The 17075-nt window shown below is 61.9% G+C and carries 20 protein-coding genes and 1 tRNA gene; 9 read left to right on the forward strand and 12 right to left on the reverse strand.

Features of this window, described 5'->3' with window-relative positions; translation table 11 throughout:
* The first annotated feature begins 51 nt into the window (after positions 1 to 51).
* Positions 52 to 867 carry a septum site-determining protein MinD gene (gene minD, locus EN807_RS15110; protein ID WP_135935490.1) on the forward strand — a complete coding sequence of 272 codons (816 nt, stop codon included), beginning with the start codon at positions 52 to 54 and terminating at the stop codon, positions 865 to 867.
* Positions 864 to 1136, forward strand: a complete 273-nt coding sequence (minE, locus tag EN807_RS15115) for a cell division topological specificity factor MinE (protein WP_135935491.1) — start codon at positions 864 to 866, stop codon at positions 1134 to 1136. The genes minD and minE overlap by 4 nt, the downstream gene beginning before the upstream one ends.
* A 375-nt stretch (positions 1137 to 1511) precedes the next feature.
* Here the strand turns inward: minE and EN807_RS15125 are convergent, their stop codons facing one another.
* Positions 1512 to 1748 (reverse strand): sulfotransferase, encoded by a 237-nt coding sequence (locus tag EN807_RS15125; RefSeq protein ID WP_246684158.1) that lies wholly within the window; start codon positions 1746 to 1748, stop codon positions 1512 to 1514.
* 1005 nt (positions 1749 to 2753) lie between these two features.
* Positions 2754 to 3620: a glutathione-dependent disulfide-bond oxidoreductase gene (gene yghU, locus EN807_RS15135; RefSeq protein ID WP_135935492.1), complete on the reverse strand. Its 867-nt coding sequence runs from the start codon at positions 3618 to 3620 to the stop codon at positions 2754 to 2756.
* Between the two features lie 286 nt (positions 3621 to 3906).
* Here yghU and EN807_RS15140 point away from each other — a divergent pair, with 286 nt between their 5' ends.
* Positions 3907 to 4809, forward strand: a complete 903-nt coding sequence (locus EN807_RS15140) for a S1C family serine protease (protein WP_135935493.1) — start codon at positions 3907 to 3909, stop codon at positions 4807 to 4809.
* A gap of 45 nt (positions 4810 to 4854) precedes the next feature.
* Here EN807_RS15140 and EN807_RS15145 read toward each other — a convergent pair whose 3' ends face one another.
* Complete coding sequence (locus EN807_RS15145; protein ID WP_246684108.1) at positions 4855 to 5457, reverse strand: hypothetical protein; 603 nt, start codon at positions 5455 to 5457, stop codon at positions 4855 to 4857.
* Positions 5458 to 5720: 263 nt separating this feature from the next.
* On the opposite strand from EN807_RS15145, the gene EN807_RS15150 reads away from it, so the two are divergent.
* From EN807_RS15150 to EN807_RS15160, 3 genes are all read left to right on the forward strand, one after another.
* Complete coding sequence (locus EN807_RS15150; protein WP_135935495.1) at positions 5721 to 6320, forward strand: YdeI/OmpD-associated family protein; 600 nt, start codon at positions 5721 to 5723, stop codon at positions 6318 to 6320.
* Positions 6321 to 6578: 258 nt separating this feature from the next.
* Entirely contained in the window at positions 6579 to 7784 is a 1206-nt protein-coding gene (locus EN807_RS15155) for an NAD-dependent formate dehydrogenase (RefSeq protein WP_189522420.1), read from the forward strand.
* A gap of 242 nt (positions 7785 to 8026) precedes the next feature.
* Positions 8027 to 10123, forward strand: a complete 2097-nt coding sequence (locus tag EN807_RS15160) for an EAL domain-containing protein (RefSeq protein ID WP_135935497.1) — start codon at positions 8027 to 8029, stop codon at positions 10121 to 10123.
* Positions 10124 to 10263: 140 nt separating this feature from the next.
* On the opposite strand, the gene EN807_RS15165 is transcribed toward EN807_RS15160, so the two are convergent.
* The 4 genes from EN807_RS15165 to EN807_RS15180 all read right to left on the reverse strand — a co-directional run bounded on the left by EN807_RS15165 (position 10264) and on the right by EN807_RS15180 (position 11841).
* On the reverse strand, positions 10264 to 10593 hold the full coding sequence (locus EN807_RS15165; RefSeq protein ID WP_135935498.1) for a GYD domain-containing protein: 330 nt from the start codon (positions 10591 to 10593) through the stop codon (positions 10264 to 10266).
* Between the two features lie 409 nt (positions 10594 to 11002).
* Positions 11003 to 11212, reverse strand: a complete 210-nt coding sequence (locus tag EN807_RS15170; protein ID WP_135935499.1) for a hypothetical protein — start codon at positions 11210 to 11212, stop codon at positions 11003 to 11005.
* 216 nt (positions 11213 to 11428) lie between these two features.
* The gene (locus EN807_RS15175) at positions 11429 to 11611 is read right to left on the reverse strand and encodes a DUF3606 domain-containing protein (protein WP_135935500.1); all 183 of its coding nucleotides are present in this window, start codon (positions 11609 to 11611) and stop codon (positions 11429 to 11431) included.
* 156 nt (positions 11612 to 11767) lie between these two features.
* A tRNA-Gln gene (locus EN807_RS15180) sits at positions 11768 to 11841 on the reverse strand.
* Positions 11842 to 11966: 125 nt separating this feature from the next.
* Between EN807_RS15180 and EN807_RS15185 the strand changes: the two genes are divergently transcribed.
* Positions 11967 to 12353 carry an ester cyclase gene (locus tag EN807_RS15185; RefSeq protein WP_135935501.1) on the forward strand — a complete coding sequence of 129 codons (387 nt, stop codon included), beginning with the start codon at positions 11967 to 11969 and terminating at the stop codon, positions 12351 to 12353.
* A 66-nt stretch (positions 12354 to 12419) separates the two neighbouring features.
* Here the strand turns inward: EN807_RS15185 and EN807_RS36560 are convergent, their stop codons facing one another.
* The 3 genes from EN807_RS36560 to EN807_RS15195 all read right to left on the reverse strand — a co-directional run bounded on the left by EN807_RS36560 (position 12420) and on the right by EN807_RS15195 (position 14017).
* Positions 12420 to 12575, reverse strand: a complete 156-nt coding sequence (locus EN807_RS36560) for a hypothetical protein (RefSeq protein WP_246684109.1) — start codon at positions 12573 to 12575, stop codon at positions 12420 to 12422.
* Positions 12566 to 12928: a hypothetical protein gene (locus EN807_RS15190; protein ID WP_246684110.1), complete on the reverse strand. Its 363-nt coding sequence runs from the start codon at positions 12926 to 12928 to the stop codon at positions 12566 to 12568. The genes EN807_RS36560 and EN807_RS15190 overlap by 10 nt, the downstream gene beginning before the upstream one ends.
* A 615-nt stretch (positions 12929 to 13543) precedes the next feature.
* The gene (locus tag EN807_RS15195) at positions 13544 to 14017 is read right to left on the reverse strand and encodes an Lrp/AsnC family transcriptional regulator (RefSeq protein ID WP_135935502.1); all 474 of its coding nucleotides are present in this window, start codon (positions 14015 to 14017) and stop codon (positions 13544 to 13546) included.
* Positions 14018 to 14164: 147 nt separating this feature from the next.
* Between EN807_RS15195 and EN807_RS15200 the strand changes: the two genes are divergently transcribed.
* Entirely contained in the window at positions 14165 to 14917 is a 753-nt protein-coding gene (locus EN807_RS15200) for a tryptophan 2,3-dioxygenase family protein (RefSeq protein WP_135935503.1), read from the forward strand.
* Between the two features lie 24 nt (positions 14918 to 14941).
* On the opposite strand, the gene EN807_RS15205 is transcribed toward EN807_RS15200, so the two are convergent.
* Positions 14942 to 15778: a DMT family transporter gene (locus tag EN807_RS15205; protein WP_135935504.1), complete on the reverse strand. Its 837-nt coding sequence runs from the start codon at positions 15776 to 15778 to the stop codon at positions 14942 to 14944.
* A complete protein-coding gene (locus EN807_RS15210; protein WP_135935893.1) occupies positions 15775 to 16365 on the reverse strand; it encodes a TetR/AcrR family transcriptional regulator in 591 nt (196 codons plus the stop codon). Before EN807_RS15210 ends, EN807_RS15205 begins: the two co-directional genes overlap by 4 nt.
* A 241-nt stretch (positions 16366 to 16606) precedes the next feature.
* On the opposite strand from EN807_RS15210, the gene EN807_RS15215 reads away from it, so the two are divergent.
* Positions 16607 to 17029, forward strand: a complete 423-nt coding sequence (locus EN807_RS15215; RefSeq protein WP_135935505.1) for a DoxX family protein — start codon at positions 16607 to 16609, stop codon at positions 17027 to 17029.
* The last annotated feature ends 46 nt before the right edge of the window (positions 17030 to 17075 follow it).

Genomic DNA, 17075 nt, shown 5'->3' on the forward strand with positions numbered 1-17075 from the left:
ATCCCCTAAATCAGACGCTTAACAATACCAACAACAATAATGGAGGCATATATGGGCAAGGTAGTGGTGGTCACCTCGGGCAAGGGGGGCGTCGGCAAGACGACCTCGACGGCCGCCCTTGGCGCCGCCGTCGCGCGAACCGGCAAAAAGGTGGCCCTGGTCGACTTCGACGTCGGCTTAAGAAATCTCGATCTGATCATGGGCGCCGAGCGGCGGGTGGTGTTCGACCTGGTCAACGTCATCCAGGGAACGGCCAAGCTCTCGCAGGCGCTGATCCGCGACAAGCGGGTCGACACGCTGTTCCTGCTGCCGGCCTCGCAGACGCGCGACAAGGATGCGCTGACCGAGGAGGGCGTCGGCGAGGTGATCGAAAAGCTAAGCTCGGTGTTCGACTACGTCTTCTGCGACAGTCCGGCCGGCATTGAGCGCGGCGCGCAGCTTGCCATGCGCTTTGCCGACGAGGCGGTCATCGTCACCAACCCGGAAGTCAGCTCGGTGCGCGATTCCGATCGCATCATCGGCCTGCTCGACGCCAGGACCGTCAAGGCCGAGCGGGGCGAGCAGATCGCCAAGCACGTGCTGGTGACGCGGTATGATGCGGCCCGCGCGGCTCGCGGCGAAATGCTCTCGATCGACGACGTTCTGGAAATCCTGTCGACGCCGCTGCTGGGCATCATTCCCGAAAGCCAGGACGTGCTCAAGGCCTCCAACCTCGGTTCGCCGGTGACGCTCAGCGATCCGACGAATTCCGCCGCCCGCGCCTATATCGAGGCGGCCAAACGGCTCGAGGGCGAGGAGTTGCCGGTTGTCGTGCCGTTCGAGCGCAAGGGCTTTCTCGATCGGCTTTTTGGAAGGAGGGCAGCATGAACCTGTTAGACCTCTTCAAGCGGCGCGGCAGCGCGCCGGTGGCGCGCGAGCGGCTGCAGGTGCTGCTCGCCTATGAGCGCCGCAACCGCAGCCAGCCCGATCTCGTCTCGGTGCTGCGCGAGGAGATCATGGCCGTCATCGCCAAGCATGTGCAGATCGACCAGGATTACCTGCAGGTCTCGATGGATCGCGGCGAGACGATGTCGACGCTGGAGATCGACATCCAGATCCCCAACAAGAGCGCAAGGCCATTGGCCATGTCGGCCTGAGCGGCAGTGTTGCGGCCAGAGAAGCGCCGGAAAACTCCGGCGCCGCGCGGCGCTCCTGCAACTGGTTCCATGAGTTGAGCGCGGCTGTCCAGCGCTGGTGGGTTTTACCTCAGGGCATCGCTTCAGCTTTGTGCTGCCCCTCATCTGCCTGCCGCCATCTTCTCCGCACATAATGACGAGGAGAAGGGCTGGCCGCAACCTCGGCACGTTTTCTGCAACGCTGGAGACTGGCGAAATCCTTGGCCAAGGTGCCTTTCTCCCCGTCACTACACGGGGAGAAATGCCCGGCAGGGCAATGAGGGGCGGCGCCGTTATCGACAGTGGTCATCCCAACACCCGGTTGGAGCCATTTTTGTCTGAAGCGATTGCCCGGCGTTATCTCCTGGCCGCTATCCCAGCCACCAAAAGCCCGCCCAGCACCGCCACCACCCCGGCGAACGACAGCCCGATGGCCAGCAATTCCCGCCATACGCAGCAGCCGGGATTGTCGACCGTCGCCGTGTAGTTGGCGAACACCCGGTCCCAGTCTTGCGGTGTGCCGGGCTTGCTGTTCGCCACCTTGCGCCAGAAGTCGAGATGGCTGTGATAGCAGGGGAAGCCGAGCCTGTTCAGCGCGGCAAAGGTCGACCATGTGCCCGTGCGTCCAAAATCCCGCGCCGATTACCTTGAGCGCCATGTCATCCTCCCCCTTGGCCCCATTCTCCCCTGGACTGATATTCTTGTTTTGTGGCAGTCCGCAGGGCCCACGTTGCGCCCAGTGCACCCGGCGCGCAACAAATTTCCATCGTGCCTTTCCGCAATAGGTCAGCTCTTTTTGAATGGAACAGCACGAGCCAGGAAGCACCTCAACCAGAGGATGCATTAAGCATGTGCACACTTCTGATCCAATTGCCCCTTGCGCAACCATTGAAAGGGTGAAAACGTTGGTCCGGGGTAAATGGGCAAGGGTGGCCGTCGCGGCTGTTAGAAGCTCCGGGACGGCCTTGGAAAGCGATGAATTTTCCACAGTTCCTGGTGGGAATGACCACCGCGTCATTCGTCGTGGCGCTCTCGACTTTTTTGGCAACGGGTTCAATCTGGAAGGCGCTGGGCTGGACGGTCCTTACCTTGATCGTTTCGCAGGTTGGATATTTTTTGTTCGTCGTCCAGCTGATCTACAGAGCCGGGCGAAAGACACACAGGTAATGCGCGACCCGCGAGTACTGGACCGTCGAGACGGTATCGGTTTTACGACGTGTCGAGATTCAGGTCACGCGCCGCAGAATATCGATGTGCCTAGATCATGATGTGACCGAAATAGATAAGATGGTCTAAGCCTTTTGAAAGCGGACTTGTTCGGTTCTGGGAATGTGCATTGGACGTTCCGTTACTTTAGCCAGCCAGTATATGTTTGCGGATACATATGTCTGGTGTTGGGCAGCACGGAAGCCTGCCTGCGGCTTGTGCAATACGACAGGCTTGAGGGCGATCGCTGCCCTTCTCGGTCATCGTAACGGTATGGATCCCTAGGTCTGCGCTCCCGCTTCGCGTTCGCTTCGCCCTAGGATGACTGCTGTTACAGTGGTCGAGGAGCGCGGCGCCGGACGTCTCCGGCCCCACGCGTCTGGCCAAAGCCGCTCATTCGGCCGCCAGCTTGTCCTGCGTCTTGGTGTCGAAATCGCTGGCGTCGTGGCGCTCGTGCAGCTGCATCGCCGGCTCGCCGAAGGCCCGGTTGACCATGCGGCCGCGCTGCACCGCCGGCCGTGCGTCGATTGCTTCGGCCCAGCGCTGCACGTTCTTGTACTCGTCCACTGCCAGGAAATCGCCGGCGTCGTTGTACATGCGGCCCTTGGCCAGCCCGCCATACCAGGGCCACACGGCCATGTCGGCAATCGTGTAGGCATCGCCGCCGAGATACTCGCTTACCGCCAGCCGCCGGTCGAGCACGTCCATCTGGCGCTTGGTCTCCATGGCGAAGCGGTCGATGGCATATTCGATCTTTTCCGGCGCATAAGCATAGAAATGGCCGAAGCCGCCGCCGAGATAGGGGGCCGAGCCCATCTGCCAGAACAGCCAAGACAGGGTTTCTGCGCGCGCCGGCTGCTCGATCGGCAGGAATTCGCCGAATTTTTCGGCCAGATGCACCAGGATCGAGCCGGATTCGAAGACGCGGATCGGCTTTGGCCCGCTGCGGTCCATCAGCGCCGGGATCTTGGAGTTGGGGTTGACCTCGACGAAGCCGCTGCCGAACTGGTCGCCGTCGTTGATCCTGATCAGCCAGGCGTCATATTCGGCACCTTTGTGGCCGAGCGCCAAGAGCTCCTCCAGCATGATCGTCACCTTGACGCCGTTCGGTGTCGCTTGCGAATAAAGCTGCAGCGGATGCTTGCCGACCGGCAGCTCCTTGTCATGCGTCGGGCCTGCGATCGGCCGGTTGATGCTGGCGAAGACGCCGCCATTTTCCTTGTTCCAGGTCCAGACTTTTGGCGGTGTATATTGGTTCATCTTGGGAGGCCTTGTGTTGTGAGCGGGGAGCGTCTTGGGGAGGATCAGCTTGCGTGATGAGAGCGGGAGGGTGGATAGGGCAGGTTCGTCTACACATAGATACAGGTAGTGCGGTCGCCAGGAAGTTCAACTTATGTTGAACTATTGCCGATGCCGCGCGCCCCTTCTCCCCAATAGGCCCCGAGGGGGAAGGGCTAATCGATGCCCTTGCGCCTCGTCACGTGCGCCATACCTATAGGGATATCGGGCCTTGCCGGCCCACGCATCGCTTGCCGGGATTGAGAGCATGACCATCGATACGATTTTGCGGTCCATCGTGGCGGTGCGGGCCTCGATCCCCGACGACGCCTTCACCGCCAATGCGCTGGGCACGAGCCGGGAAGGCAGCGGCGTCGTCATTCGCGATAACGGGCTGGTGCTCACCATCGGCTATCTCATCACCGAGGCGGAAGAAGTCTGGCTGACCGACCATAAAGGGCGCGTGGTTCCCGCCCACGCGCTCGCCTATGACCAGGAATCGGGCTTCGGCCTGGTGCAGGCGCTGGCCCCGCTCGGCCTGCCCGCGGTGGCTTTCGGCGATGCGGCCAGGGCGATGGCCGGCGACCCCGTGGTGCTCGCCGACGGTATCGGCCAGGCGGTCAGGGCGCACATCGTCACCAAACAGGAATTCGCCGGCTATTGGGAGTATCTCCTGGACGAGGCGATCTTCACCGCGCCGGCCCATCCGTCATGGGGAGGTGCGGCACTCATCGGGCAGGACGGCAGGCTGCTTGGCATCGGTTCGCTGCGCCTGCAGATGAGCCGCGCCGGCGAGATCGCCGACATCAACATGGTGGTGCCGATCGACCTTCTGCCGCCCATTCTCGACGATCTCCTGACACGCGGCCAGGTTGCCAAGCCACCGCGCCCATGGCTCGGCGCCTTCTCCGCCGAAAGCAATGGCGAGGTCGTGGTGATGAGCGTCGCCGAAGGCAGCCCCGCCGCCGAAGCCGGCTTGCGCCAGGGCGACATCATCTCAGACGTCCGCGACGGCGAAGTCGACGGGCTCGCCGATTTCTACCGCAAGCTGTGGCAGAACCCGGCGGGCGCCGAGATCCCGTTACGGGTGGTGCGCGACGGCCGCGAAACCTGGCTGCGCGTCAAGTCGGCCGACCGCAACAGTTTTCTCAAGAAACCGCAGCTGCAGTGAAGCAGTCCGTACCGGTCAGATCTTTCTGATGCGGGGGCGCTGCCCTCACTCGCCGCAGGCGCTGAAGCCTGTTCCAGGGTTCCACTCAGAAAAGGCAATGACCTTGCCTCCCACCGCCACGGTCTTCTGCTTTGTGGTGCCATCGGGCTGCATCTTGCTGCTTTTGCCCTTGCCGGTCAAAACACTGTAATCGCAGTCGCTTGCGACATTGTCTTCAAGATAGTCATGATAATCATAGGCAAAGCCGGCGACGATAAAGGCGCCGTCGCGGTAAGCGAGCGTCAGCGTCTGGTTGGTCCGTTTGCTGCCCACCGGCATCGCCGGCAGATACAGTTTGATCGAGCCGTTGGGCAGTGCGGTCAGCTCCGGCTCGGTGTCGGAGGCCTCGTAGCCGGAGCGGTCGTAACCGTTCCACTCGCCGAAAATCTGGTCACGCACGATGCCGGCAGGACGCAAAAAGTTGTGTTCGCGATCCCTGAGAAAGAAATGCATGTCCATCGGTTCGCTTGGCTGGGTCTCGACGATCATCGCCAGGTCGACGGCGCCGTCGCCATTGAAGTCGCCGGTCAGCGCGGTGATGATCTTCTGGGTTTCTATCGGTTCCGCCAGGGCCACGGTGGGCGCCAGCAACATCAGGCCGAACAGCATCGCTCGCATGGCAACATCCCCAAGTTGAAGCCCGCCGTGCCTATCATGGGCCGGTTCTGCAAGAAGACTGTTACATCACGATAGGAAGAACCGCCATGGCGCCGCGGGACAGAGGGGGCGGACTGGCAGCTACATCCACCTGTTGACGCTTCTCCGCTGTTGCTTCATCCAGACGGATGCGGCGGCGCAGAGGGAGGAACTATGGCTGAGACATCCGATGAGCGAGCGCGGGGTGTCACCGGCACACAAAGGCAGGCCGGTTAATGCCGCCGGTCAAGGTCGACCCTGAAAAAGTGCGCGAATTCAGCGATGCCGAAAGCTTCTACACCTGGTTCGGCAAGCACCACGACACCGAGACAGAAGTCTGGATCAAGATACACAAGGTCGATTCGGGGCTGCCTTCGATCACGCCCAAGGAGGCCATCAACGTCGTGCTGTGCTGGGGTTGGATAGACGCCGTGCGCAAGGGGCTCGACGACAAGAGCTATTTGCAGCGCTACACGCCGCGCGGCAGGAAGAGCACCTGGAGCCAGATCAACGTCGACAACGTCGCCCGGCTGATCGAGGAAGGTCGGATGACCGAGCACGGGCTGAAACAGGTCGAGGCAGCGAAGGCCGACGGCCGCTGGGCGCGCGCTTACGGAAGCGGCAAGGACATGAAAATCCCCGGGGATTTGCAGGCGGCCATCGATGCCGAACCCAAGGCGAAGGCGATGCTGGCGACGCTCAGCGCGCAGAACCGGTTCGCGCTCGCCTTCCGCATCCACAACATGAAGACCGAGGCTGGGCGCAAGAAGAAGATCGCGGTGTTCGTCGAGATGCTGAAGCGCGGCGAAACGATCTACCCGCAAGGGAAGAAGTGAGGTTTTGTGCTGGCGCCCTCGCGGCTGTGGCTGCGATGGCCGACCGTCGTCGTCCATACGCTCAAGGTCCGGCGTTGCCTGCCGCTGGCCTTGAAGCTACGTCCGGCTCCTCCATTTAATTCGCAATAGCGCGCAGCTTTCCGAGGAAGCGCCCGGAGTTGCTGGCCTCCGACAAACCAGAGTGGCCGCCCGTTCGGTTTTGGCGGGCAGCCTTAACAATCGAGCGTCTTCCTCGTTATCAGACGAAGGGAGATCAAAATGGCAAAGGTCGTTTGCGTCCTCTATGACGATCCGGTTGACGGTTATCCGTCAAATTATGCACGGGATGGGCTGCCGAAGCTCGACCGCTATCCCGGCGGCCAGACGCTTCCCACGCCGAAGGCCATCGACTTCGAACCGGGGGTTCTGCTCGGCAGCGTGTCGGGCGAGCTCGGCCTGCGGCCATTTCTCGAAAGCGCCGGGCACAGTCTGGTCGTGACCTCGGACAAGGACGGTCCCGACAGCGTTTTCGAACGCGAACTCGGTGACGCCGAAATCGTCATCTCGCAGCCGTTCTGGCCGGCCTATCTGACCAACGAACGGATCGCAAAGGCAGACCAACTTAAGCTTGCGATCACCGCCGGCATCGGGTCCGACCATGTCGATCTGCAGGCCGCGATGGACCGCGGCATCACCGTCGCCGAGGTGACCTACTGTAACTCGATCAGCGTGTCCGAGCATGTGGTGATGATGATCCTGGCGCTGGTGCGAAACTACATCCCCTCCTACCAGTGGGTCATCGACGGCGGCTGGAATATCGCCGACTGTGTCGCGCGCTCCTACGATGTCGAGGGGATGCAGATCGGAACCGTCGGCGCCGGCCGGATCGGTAGCGCGGTGCTGCACCGGCTGCAGCCGTTCGACGTCAAATTGCATTACACCGACCGCCACCGCCTGCCCGAGGCAGTCGAGAAACACCTTGGCGTCAACTTCCACCCAGACGCCGCGTCCATGGTCGGCATCTGCGATGTGGTGACGATCAATGCACCTCTGCATCCGGAGACGGAGAACCTGTTCGACGAGGCGATGATCGCCAGGATGAAACGGGGCGCCTATCTGGTGAACACGGCGCGCGGCAAGATCTGCAATCGCGACGCCGTCGCCCGTGCGCTGGAGAGCGGCCAGCTCGCCGGCTATGCCGGCGATGTGTGGTTCCCGCAGCCGGCCCCCAAGGACCATCCCTGGCGTTCGATGCCGCATCACGGCATGACGCCGCATATTTCAGGATCTTCGCTCTCGGCCCAGGCGCGCTACGCCGCCGGCACCCGCGAAATCCTGGAGTGCTGGTTCGAAGGCCGGCCGATCCGGGAGGAATACCTGATCGTCGATGGCGGCAAGCTGGCCGGCGCCGGCGCGCATTCCTATAGCGCAGGCGACGCCACAAGCGGTTCGGAGGAGGCGGCGCGCTTCAAGGCCAAGGCGTGAGCCAACAGGCCTGAGCCAGGCTGGATCTGGTCTGCGCAGGTCGAAAGCGACAGCTCGCGGGGAGATCGCATAGGCGCTAGGTCGGATGACTTCAGACCGGCCGGGGTCAACGTGCCTGTCATCGGAGAAGCAACCGCCCGCCGTGCCTCCTGTGGGCCCCTTCGCCGGCTCCTTGCGCAGTAACGGTTTCTTCTTTGCTTTTGCCGCACAATGGCCGCGACGGGGGCAGGCGAAGTCCAGGCATGGCCGACAAGAAGAATCGCAACGGAGAGTTCTGGGAGCTGGCGCTCGAACGCGCGCATCTTGGCGTCTGGGATTGGGATCTCAGGACCGGCGACTGTTTCTACTCGGCAATGTGGTCGCACATGCTGGGCTATGGCGAGGGTGAGCTTGTCGAGGCGAGCGATCTTTGGCTGCAGCTGACGCATCCCGACGATCGCAAACGCGCGGTGGCCAGCGGCGAACGCCACATTGCCGGCCTGACCGATTCCATCGAGACCGAGCTCAGGCTGAAGCACAAATCCGGTCACTGGGTATGGGTTCTCGATCGCGGCGGGGTGGTCGAGCGCGACGCGGAAGGCCGGCCGGTCAGACTGATGGGCGTCCAGACCGACATCACCAAGCAGAAGCAAGCGGAAGCAGAGCTTGAACAGGTCAATGTGCGCTTTCGCCTAGCATTGGCGGCCAGCGGCACCGGCATCTGGCATCACGATCTTGCCGCACGCAAAAGCTACTGGGACGAGCGCACGCGGGAAATCTTCGGGGTTGTCGCCGAAACCGACGAGGTGTCTCAAGACCTCTGGCACAGCTATCTGCATCCGGATGACAGGGCCGACGCCGAGCGGGCCCACTTGGCGCCGCTGCAAACCCAAAAGGTCGTCGCCGTGCAATACCGCATCATCAAGCGGGACGGCGAAATCAGACATGTCGAATCGCTGATACGGTTCATCGCCGACGCCCAGTCGTCAGGCCAGATCCTGGGCACAGTGCGCGACATCACCGAGGCGAAGCAACGCGAGCAGGAACTTGCCCATGCGGCCCACCATGACGCGCTGACCGGCCTTCTGAACCGCGCTGCATTCGACCGGCTGCTGGCCGAGCATATCGCAACGGCGCGCCCGCTCGCGATATTCTACGTCGATCTCGACTACTTCAAGGCTCTGAACGACTTCGCCGGCCACGCCGCCGGCGACCTTGCACTGAAGAGCGTCGCCAAGCGCATTCAGGGCTGTCTGCCGCCGTCGGTGCACGCCGCGCGCCTCGGCGGCGACGAGTTCGCGCTGCTGGTGCCTGATTGCGACGCAGCGCAAGCCGAGCGTCTCGCCGGCGCCGTTCTCGCGGCGGTTCGCGATGCCGACCTCGGCTCGACGGCGGCGTCGCGCAAACTGGCGGCCAGCATCGGCATCGCCTTTGTCGCCGATGAGAATACCGCGGTGGCCGACGCGCTCGCCTGCGCCGACGACGCCTGCTATGCGGCCAAGGCCGCCGGGCGCAATCGCTTCGCGGTGTTCTCCCCTGAGACAACATCCGGTTCCAGCGGTCTCAATGCGGCGCGGCTGGCGGCCGACACCGTCGATGCCATGGAAGACGGAAGGCTGAAACTGTTCGGCCAGGAAATCCATCGGCTCGGAACACCTTTGCAAGAGAGCCGCCATGTCGAGGTCCTGGCGCGGCTCGCCGGGCGCAACGGGCGGCTGATCCCGCCGGGCGAGTTCATCCCGGCGGCGGAGCGGTTCGGCATAGCCTCGCGGCTCGATCGCTGGATCATCAGGACGGCGCTCTCGCTCCATGGTCCGGCGCTCAAGTCAGGGGCGCTCACGCTCGGCTTCAACCTGTCAGCGCAGACCCTGAGCGATCCGCAGCTTTGGGATTTCGTCGACGCCGTCATCGATGAGACCGGGGCGCCGCATTCCGGCATCGGCTTCGAGATCACCGAAACCGCTGCAGTCACCAATTTCACTGCTGCCGAACAGTTCGTCCGCAAGGCGCGCGAGCGACGCTGCCGCGTCAGCCTCGACGATTTCGGGGCGGGCATGAGTTCGTTCGAATATCTCCGGCGCTTTCCCGTCGACGCCATCAAGATCGACGGCTCCTTCATCGAGCATATTGCGGAGAGCCGCTTCGACCGCGAAATCGTCTCGGCCATATCCGGCATCGCCAGAAGCCTCGGCTGCTCCGTGGTGGCGGAGAAGATCGAAGAGCAGGATTCGCTCGACATCCTCAGGGATATGGGCGTTGCCTTCGGCCAGGGATTTCTGCTGCACCGGCCGGAGCCGCTGCAAGCGATCGTGGCAAGGGCGAGCGCGCAAGCGGCTTTGCCAGCTGGACGGCGAGCATAGCATCCGCTCGCCGGGTGCGAGGCTGCAGGACGGCCAGCGATCCGTCACGCGCGAGATCGGATTCGCGTCGGTCGAAGGTGAGAAAGCCTAAAAGCCGCGAGAACGTCCGGAACAGTTCCAGCGTCGACACTGCGAGTTGGTCAGGGCTTTCCCGGCGCACGATAGCGGATTGACTTTGCCTTCCCAAGCGCTTGCATCGTCTCCTCGACGCTTAGGAGAACGGTGGTCTCGTACGAGCTGAGCGCTCCTCCCGCACCAATGGCAAGCATGACAGATGCCATCGAAACGTTGTCTGGCGCCTCCCACAGATTCCAGCCATCGTGCTCTCCGAAGGCGTACCAGAACCCGTGCAGCTTTCCGCCCACCGACTCGATGTAGGTGCGGGCTGCCTCGCGTCTATCCTCGGGGTTTTCGATCAGGCGCGCCCAGGTCTCGGGCGTATAGCTGAATTTCGTGAGATACATGGGCATGGTTCGCCTCCAGCGCTGCCGATCCCCGCGGCTCGGCGTCAAGGGATCGAGGGGAATGGCGCCGAGCCTAACCGGCTTGGGCAGTTCGCCGGCTGACGAAATATGCTCTTAAGCTAATATAAGAGCAACAGCTATAAGTCCGCGCCCCATAGGTCGCCTCATAGGCTTCCGCCGAAGAGACCGCAGAATGCTGGATGGTTCCAGTTCGACTTTTTTGGCCATGCCGGTTCGCCAATGTGAACCGATTAGTCAGCTGATTTAGTACCTTTGTTTATCAAGCCAAGATCCGGTTTTAGCGCAAATGGCGAGCGGGCAGGCGCGCGACATTTCCCGCCGTGCCAATAACCCTATCCGCAGCCAAAGCAGCATTACAAGCGGGTGGGAAATCATCCGGCAGTCGGCGCAATCATCAGGAGGCCCGGCTCTGCCGGGCCTCGTTCGAGCCTGTCTCGGAGCCTGTCTCGTTCAAGAGGCTGCAGAGCGAAACGGCCTCATCGTGACACAGGCCGATCAGCGCAAGCGCCGAAAACTGGGCCGGCAGATCGAGCCTGACGTCCCACACCATCCATCTGCCGTTTGGCTCCATGACACATTCAAAACGCAATGCACCGTCCGACATTCGACCCCCCAACGATTGCCCGCTAGGTGGTATCGCGTCAAAGTAAAAGAGTTATTGCGTTCCTGGAACCTGGCGTTGAATCCGGCCGATAGCGCCGACAGGCCGGAAACACGCGGTATGGTCAAGTCGTAGTGATGGATCCGGCCGCGATGATGATCCGGCCGCGATGATGATCCGGCCGCGGTGATGGTCCGGGTCGACGCCGCCGGATGCGGATCAGGCGTTGCGGCTCGCCATATGCGCATCGAGTTTCTTTCTCGAAGGCCCGTACCGCTTGATGATGGTCGCGGCCTCGCTCGGCGGTATGCCGTATTTACTTGCAAAAGCCGCAACGTCGTAAGGCTCCTCGCCGGAGGCCGGTTTGCGGTCCTGCTTGCTCTTGGATTTGTCGTCGGCCATGTCGTCCTCCGTCACATCCGGTCGATATAGGGTGCCCTGGTCCGGCCGACCATCCTTACCATTCGGAAAGGCGGGCACACCTGTCCCCCGGGGCATTGCTGCGCGATGCAGCAGTGATCGGGTCAAGACCGATCGGTTGCCCGGCTGGGGAGCTGCTGGTTCCCGCTCATGGGCTCGAACCACGATTCACGCCTTCAAAGGGCGCTGTCCTACCATTAGACGAAGCGGGAGTAGAGGAAGTGAACGCTGTCTAACACTTTCTCATCCGCGTATGAAGCCGCTTCATGCCGTCATCTGCTTGAGCACGAGACACGCCCTTTTCAGCAGGGCCTTGTAGAAGATAGGAGCAATCGCCGTGATTAAAACCGACCTCTGCGACGTCTACCGACACTACATTGCCTGCCTGAATAAGCAGGACTGGCCGAAGCTGGGACAATTCGTTCATGATGAGGTGATCCACAATGGCCGGCGGCTGGGGTTATCAGGTTATCTCGAAATGCTGGAGGGAGACTTTGCTGAAATTCCGGACCTTCATTTCAACGTTCAGATGCTGATTTCCGATCCGCCCTATATAGCGAGCCGGCTAGCGTTCAACTGTACGCCGAAAGAAATGTTCCTTGGCCTTCCTGTAAACGGGAGGAGAGTTTCCTTTGCCGAGAATGTTATCTACGAATTTCGTGACAAAAAAATTGTACAAGCATGGTCGGTTATAGACAAGGTGGCTATCGAAGCTCAGCTTTAGGACGGTAGATTGTCGCGTATCTTGTCTCAAAGCAGTCTTTACCATGCTGGACAATGTGCCCTGAGCCTAGAGTCGTGTTATCGCCAACAGCCACGCCAGAAGTTCCAGCAACAATAGAAACAAGGCAAGCTGTAGCGACATGCGCAAGCGCTGAATGATCCGCCAATTGCTGGCCATGTCGGTTTTTATGCGCAGCGCAAGCGCGCGGTGCATCACATCCATGGTGCCGGAAGGGTCTTTATCGACAAAGTCCTGGAGCAGCTGCTCTGGATCGAAGCGGAGGCGTAGTAGGGCCATAACATGATCACGACCAGCAGCCCGATCAGGAAAAGCAACGCCAGCGCCAGCCAGTCCCACAGCCCCAGTCCGTCCAGGAGAGCCCTGCCGCCGAGGAGAGAACTCACGAACGCGGTTGCAAAGATCAGATTGCCCGCTCGCGTATTGAGGCTCTCCACCACGTTCTGCTGATGCAGGAGACCCCGCACCGCTTCCGCATAAACAAAGGCCAGGCGGGGGTCGGATGCCGCAGCGGACTGGGAGTGGTTTTCTCCCGCCGATGAAGAATGCTCGGCCATGAGGTGTCGTTCCACGTTCCGATATGAACCACGATATGAACAATGGCGGCTGCCTGTCTACCGCCTGTCAAGGTCCCCGGCCTTGACGCCTGAACACATTGCCCCAGATTACGCGGCGGAGTTTCAGCTATGCGATACGACTGGCAGGGGCGCAAATTCCTGGAACGGCATTTCGGCATTGTTATCGCAATTGGCCTGGTTGCAGGGCTGTCTGCCTTGGCCGCGCTGGGCTACACGCCTTAAGCCTCGGATTCAGCGCCAAATCCCTAATGTAAGCGAAAAGCAACGGTGCGACGCAACCAGACCGGCGCCACGTGCATTTCAATGCATGAGGATGTTTCGTCCCGATATCCCTGCAAAATGCTGCGCTTATTGCGGCGGGCGCGACCACGGCTACGAAGACTGCCCGAAGCGGAAAGCTGACGCCGAACAGCAGAAGGAGCCGGATGTCGATCCAGCCCCAAGCCCGGCATCGGGGATAGAAAAGCCCGAGCCTGGCATCGGGGATAGAAAAGCCCGAGCCTGGCATCGGGGATAGAAAAGGCCGACAAAACCGCAGCCTGAACCATCCCGTTGACTGGATTCAATCGGACGAACCCGGCCGCTGCCGAGCGCCTATCGTTTCTGCTGCGTATGCCCAACGGCATTGGCGAAAGAAATGTCGCCCTTGATCTCGCGCATGGCCATCGAGGTGATCGTCCGGCGCACGCCGGGCAGGCGGCTGAGCTCGACGCGCAGCATCCTGTCCAGCGCCATCATGTCGACCGTCACGATCTGCAGGAGATAGTCGGCCTCGCCTGTCGTGGCGTGGCAGCGCCGGATCAGCGGATGCGCCCGGACGGCGGCCTCGAAGGCTTCGGAAAGCTCGAAATCGATCGACACCTGGATGAAGGCTTCGATGCCGAAGCCGAGTTTTGCCGGGTCGATCCGTGTCGAGTAGCCGCGGATGATGCCGGCGTCCTCCAGCGCCTTGACCCGCTTCCAGCACGGCGTCTTGCTTAAACCGACCTCGTCGGCGAGCACAGCGAAGGAGGTACGCGCGTCGCGTTCCAGCGCTGCGACGATCTTCCGGTCAAGGGCATCCAGCATCAAACGTTCTCCAAGACGGCTCCATGAATGGGATTTCGTCCTTCAATTCTCGCTATTTGAATAACAGAATGGAACAATGTTCAAGCCAAAAGCGCTTATTCTTCAGGCTCGGATGCCCCCGACGGGCCGGGCAAAGGAGCAGCTGCCATGCACAAGCCGGACTATTATGCCCGCATCGAAGCGCCCGAGATGCGCGACTACGGCGTCTACCTCAGGTGCGACAAGCTTCTCGCCTGCCAGAAGCCGCTGGCCGAGATGGTGAATGCCGACGAGCTGCAGTTTCAGATCGTCCATCAGGTCGAGGAGCTGTGGATGAAGCTCATCACCTACACGCTGGTCGATGTCGTCGACTTCCTCGAACAGCAGAACACGCATCGCGTCGTTACGCTGATGGGGCGCGTGCATCGGCTGATGCGCATGATGACGGCGCAGCTCGACCTGCTCGAAACCATGTCGCCCAAGGAATACCAGGAGATTCGCCTGCAGCTCGGCAATGGCAGCGGCCAGGAATCGCCGGGCTTCAAGCTGCTCTTGCGCATGCCGCCGGACCTGTGGCGGGCCTTCAAGGCGTCCTATCTCGATGGTCGCGGGCTCTCGGTCGAGGATGTCTACGATATCAGGTATGATCACGGCGACAGCTATGTCGTCGCCGAGGCGCTGATCGAATTCGACGAGCTGTTCCAGAAATTCCGCGCCAATCATCTCTACCTCATCCACCGTTCGATCGGGCTAGGCTCGAAATCGCTCAAGGGCCGGCCGGTCGAACTGCTGCAGGCCGGCGCCCTTCATCGCTTCTTCCCGGAGCTGTGGGACATACGCTGCGACATGACCGACCGCTGGGGCAGCCAGTACGGGACGGTGCGGGCACCGATCAGCCATCCGGAGGCGGCAGCCGAGTAGGCCGCTTCGCGCCCCGCCGGAGTCTCACGGCTGATAGCCGAGGCAGATGGCGCCGAGTGCGACGATGGCGCAGGCGGCGATGCGCCGGGGCGTCAGCACCTCGCCGAGAAACAGCCAACCGATCAACGCCGCGAAGATGACGCTGGTCTCCCGCATCGCCGTGATCGGGCCGGCCGGCCCGAGCGCGAAAGCGGCGACCACGAGGCCGTAGGCCAGCAGCGCGAACACGCCGCCGCCGAGCGCCTTAAGCGTTTCGGCAGAGCGAACATCGACGACGAGCCGGCCACGGAAGGCAATGAAGGCTGCCGGCAGCAGGGCACCGTAGATCAGCAGAACCCATGCGGTATAGGCAGTGGCGCTTCCCGCCTGACGAACGCCGATCGCATCGACTGTCGCATAGGCGGCGATGATCGCACCCGCCGCCAGCGAATGGAGGATCGATGTGATGTCTGTCCGTCCCTTTCCCAAGGCAAGGCTCATGATGCCGCCGGCGACGAGCCCGACGCCGAGGATTTGCGGTATGGCGAGATGCTGGTTGGCCAGGAGAAATCCGCCAAGCGTGACCAGCAGCGGCACGCTGCCGCGGACGATCGGATAGACCTGGCCCAGTTCGCCATTCCTGTAGGCAGCCACCAGAAACATGGTGTAGCCGACCTGCAGGCAGGCTGAGAGCACGACATAGGGCCAGGCATGGGGTGCCGGAAACGCGCTAGAGATCGCCAACGGAATGGCGACCACCGTGCTCGAAAAGCTCATCACGGTGACGGTCCACAGCCTGTCGGCTCCTGTTCGCAGAAAGGCGTTCCAGCTTGCATGCAGGATTGCAGCAAGCAGTGCCAGCCCGATGACCGTCGCGCTCATGGCGCGGTCATGGCGCTGGGAGCAGCGATGATGCTGAATGCAGCCTTGCGGGCATCGCAAATGGCTGTGTCGGCCTGTCCCATCTCAGCCATGAGAGTTGCCCCCTCGATGAGCATCAGCAGAGCCGCCGCCGTGCTTGCGGCCCGGTCGGGCGGCATGATGTCCTCGAGTATGGACTGCATCCTGCGCCTGAGGCCGTTCTTCTGCCCGGCGACGGCCTTGAACACCGGGTGCTCTGGGTTGCCAAACTCTGCCAGCGCATGCGCGAACAGGCAGCCGTGGAAATCGGCGCTGCGAAACCAACGCTCGTACCAGTCGAAGATGGTCGTGATCTTCTGCTCGGGCGTGACGGCTTCTTCCGCAAGGCGATCGAGCTGACGGTCGAAACGCCGGGCGCGATAGTCGAGCACCTGGACGATCAGATCGTCCTTGCTGGGGAAGTGACGATACATCGTCATCTTGGCGACCTCCGCCTCGGCGATGATCCGGTCGATGCCGGTGGCATGGAAGCCGTCGCGCTTGAACAGTGCATAAGCGGTTTCGACGACGTGCCTGCGCTTGTCGGAGCCGAGCGGCGATGATGAGATCATGGTTTGCGCCCCAAGCAGTGAGACAGGTCTGTCTATTCACTAGGCGAGGAACTCCCGTCGGTCAAGGCCGTCGCTGGGATCCTGGTGGTGAACGCAAAAACAGCAGCGGCGCTGCGACGATCGCAGCCGGACGGTTTATTCATGAGGAGACAGGGCATGGAAAGCTTCGGCCGATGTCGGACTTGCGGCCGACCGATCGTCCTTGGGTCGAAACCGTCGCAACAGCTGGGAGAGAGACATGCTGTCCGAAGTCCTTCAAACGCCATGGCAGACCGCCGCAATCCTCATTGGCCGCCTGATCTTCGCGGCTGTCTTCCTGATGGCGGTGGCCTTCAAGTTCATGGATATGGGCGCCACCGCGGGCTACATCGCCGCCGCCGGATTTCCGTTCCCGTTGTTTCTCGCCTGGTGCGCGGCCGTGCTCGAAGTGGTGCTGGTGCTGTGCTTCCTGACCGGCGCTTTCTTCACACCGGCCGCGCTCGTCGCCGCCGCCTATGTGCTGTTCCTCGCCTTTGCCTTCCACGGCCCGTCGCACTGGGCCGGCAACCAGGCCGAGTTCGGCTTCTTCGTCGATCATTTTACTTTCCTGGCCGGGCTGCTGTTTGCCGCCGTGCATGGGCCGGGCCGCGTGCTGACCTGGAAACCAGTATCGGGCAGCTGATCGCACTTCGGCTGGCAAGCGGCGTTCCGATACCGGGCGGGGAGGC

The organism is Mesorhizobium sp. M5C.F.Ca.ET.164.01.1.1, from assembly GCF_004792125.1.
Lineage (GTDB): Bacteria > Pseudomonadota > Alphaproteobacteria > Rhizobiales > Rhizobiaceae > Mesorhizobium > Mesorhizobium wenxiniae.

Coding starts and splice junctions, on each gene's coding strand:
- EN807_RS15195 (WP_135935502.1), bottom strand. CDS start 14,017: ATGCTGGATGCCCTTGACCGGAAGATCGTCGCAGCGCTGGAACGCGAC.
- EN807_RS15155 (WP_189522420.1), top strand. CDS start 6,579: ATGGCAAAGGTCGTTTGCGTCCTCTATGACGATCCGGTTGACGGTTAT.
- EN807_RS15150 (WP_135935495.1), top strand. CDS start 5,721: ATGCCGCCGGTCAAGGTCGACCCTGAAAAAGTGCGCGAATTCAGCGAT.
- EN807_RS15140 (WP_135935493.1), top strand. CDS start 3,907: ATGACCATCGATACGATTTTGCGGTCCATCGTGGCGGTGCGGGCCTCG.
- EN807_RS15145 (WP_246684108.1), bottom strand. CDS start 5,457: ATGCTGTTCGGCCTGATGTTGCTGGCGCCCACCGTGGCCCTGGCGGAA.
- minD (WP_135935490.1), top strand. CDS start 52: ATGGGCAAGGTAGTGGTGGTCACCTCGGGCAAGGGGGGCGTCGGCAAG.
- EN807_RS15160 (WP_135935497.1), top strand. CDS start 8,027: ATGGCCGACAAGAAGAATCGCAACGGAGAGTTCTGGGAGCTGGCGCTC.
- EN807_RS15205 (WP_135935504.1), bottom strand. CDS start 15,778: ATGAGCGCGACGGTCATCGGGCTGGCACTGCTTGCTGCAATCCTGCAT.
- EN807_RS15215 (WP_135935505.1), top strand. CDS start 16,607: ATGCTGTCCGAAGTCCTTCAAACGCCATGGCAGACCGCCGCAATCCTC.
- EN807_RS15190 (WP_246684110.1), bottom strand. CDS start 12,928: ATGGCCGAGCATTCTTCATCGGCGGGAGAAAACCACTCCCAGTCCGCT.
- EN807_RS15165 (WP_135935498.1), bottom strand. CDS start 10,593: ATGCCCATGTATCTCACGAAATTCAGCTATACGCCCGAGACCTGGGCG.
- minE (WP_135935491.1), top strand. CDS start 864: ATGAACCTGTTAGACCTCTTCAAGCGGCGCGGCAGCGCGCCGGTGGCG.
- EN807_RS15175 (WP_135935500.1), bottom strand. CDS start 11,611: ATGGCCGACGACAAATCCAAGAGCAAGCAGGACCGCAAACCGGCCTCC.
- EN807_RS36560 (WP_246684109.1), bottom strand. CDS start 12,575: ATGGATGTGATGCACCGCGCGCTTGCGCTGCGCATAAAAACCGACATG.
- yghU (WP_135935492.1), bottom strand. CDS start 3,620: ATGAACCAATATACACCGCCAAAAGTCTGGACCTGGAACAAGGAAAAT.
- EN807_RS15200 (WP_135935503.1), top strand. CDS start 14,165: ATGCACAAGCCGGACTATTATGCCCGCATCGAAGCGCCCGAGATGCGC.
- EN807_RS15170 (WP_135935499.1), bottom strand. CDS start 11,212: ATGTCGGACGGTGCATTGCGTTTTGAATGTGTCATGGAGCCAAACGGC.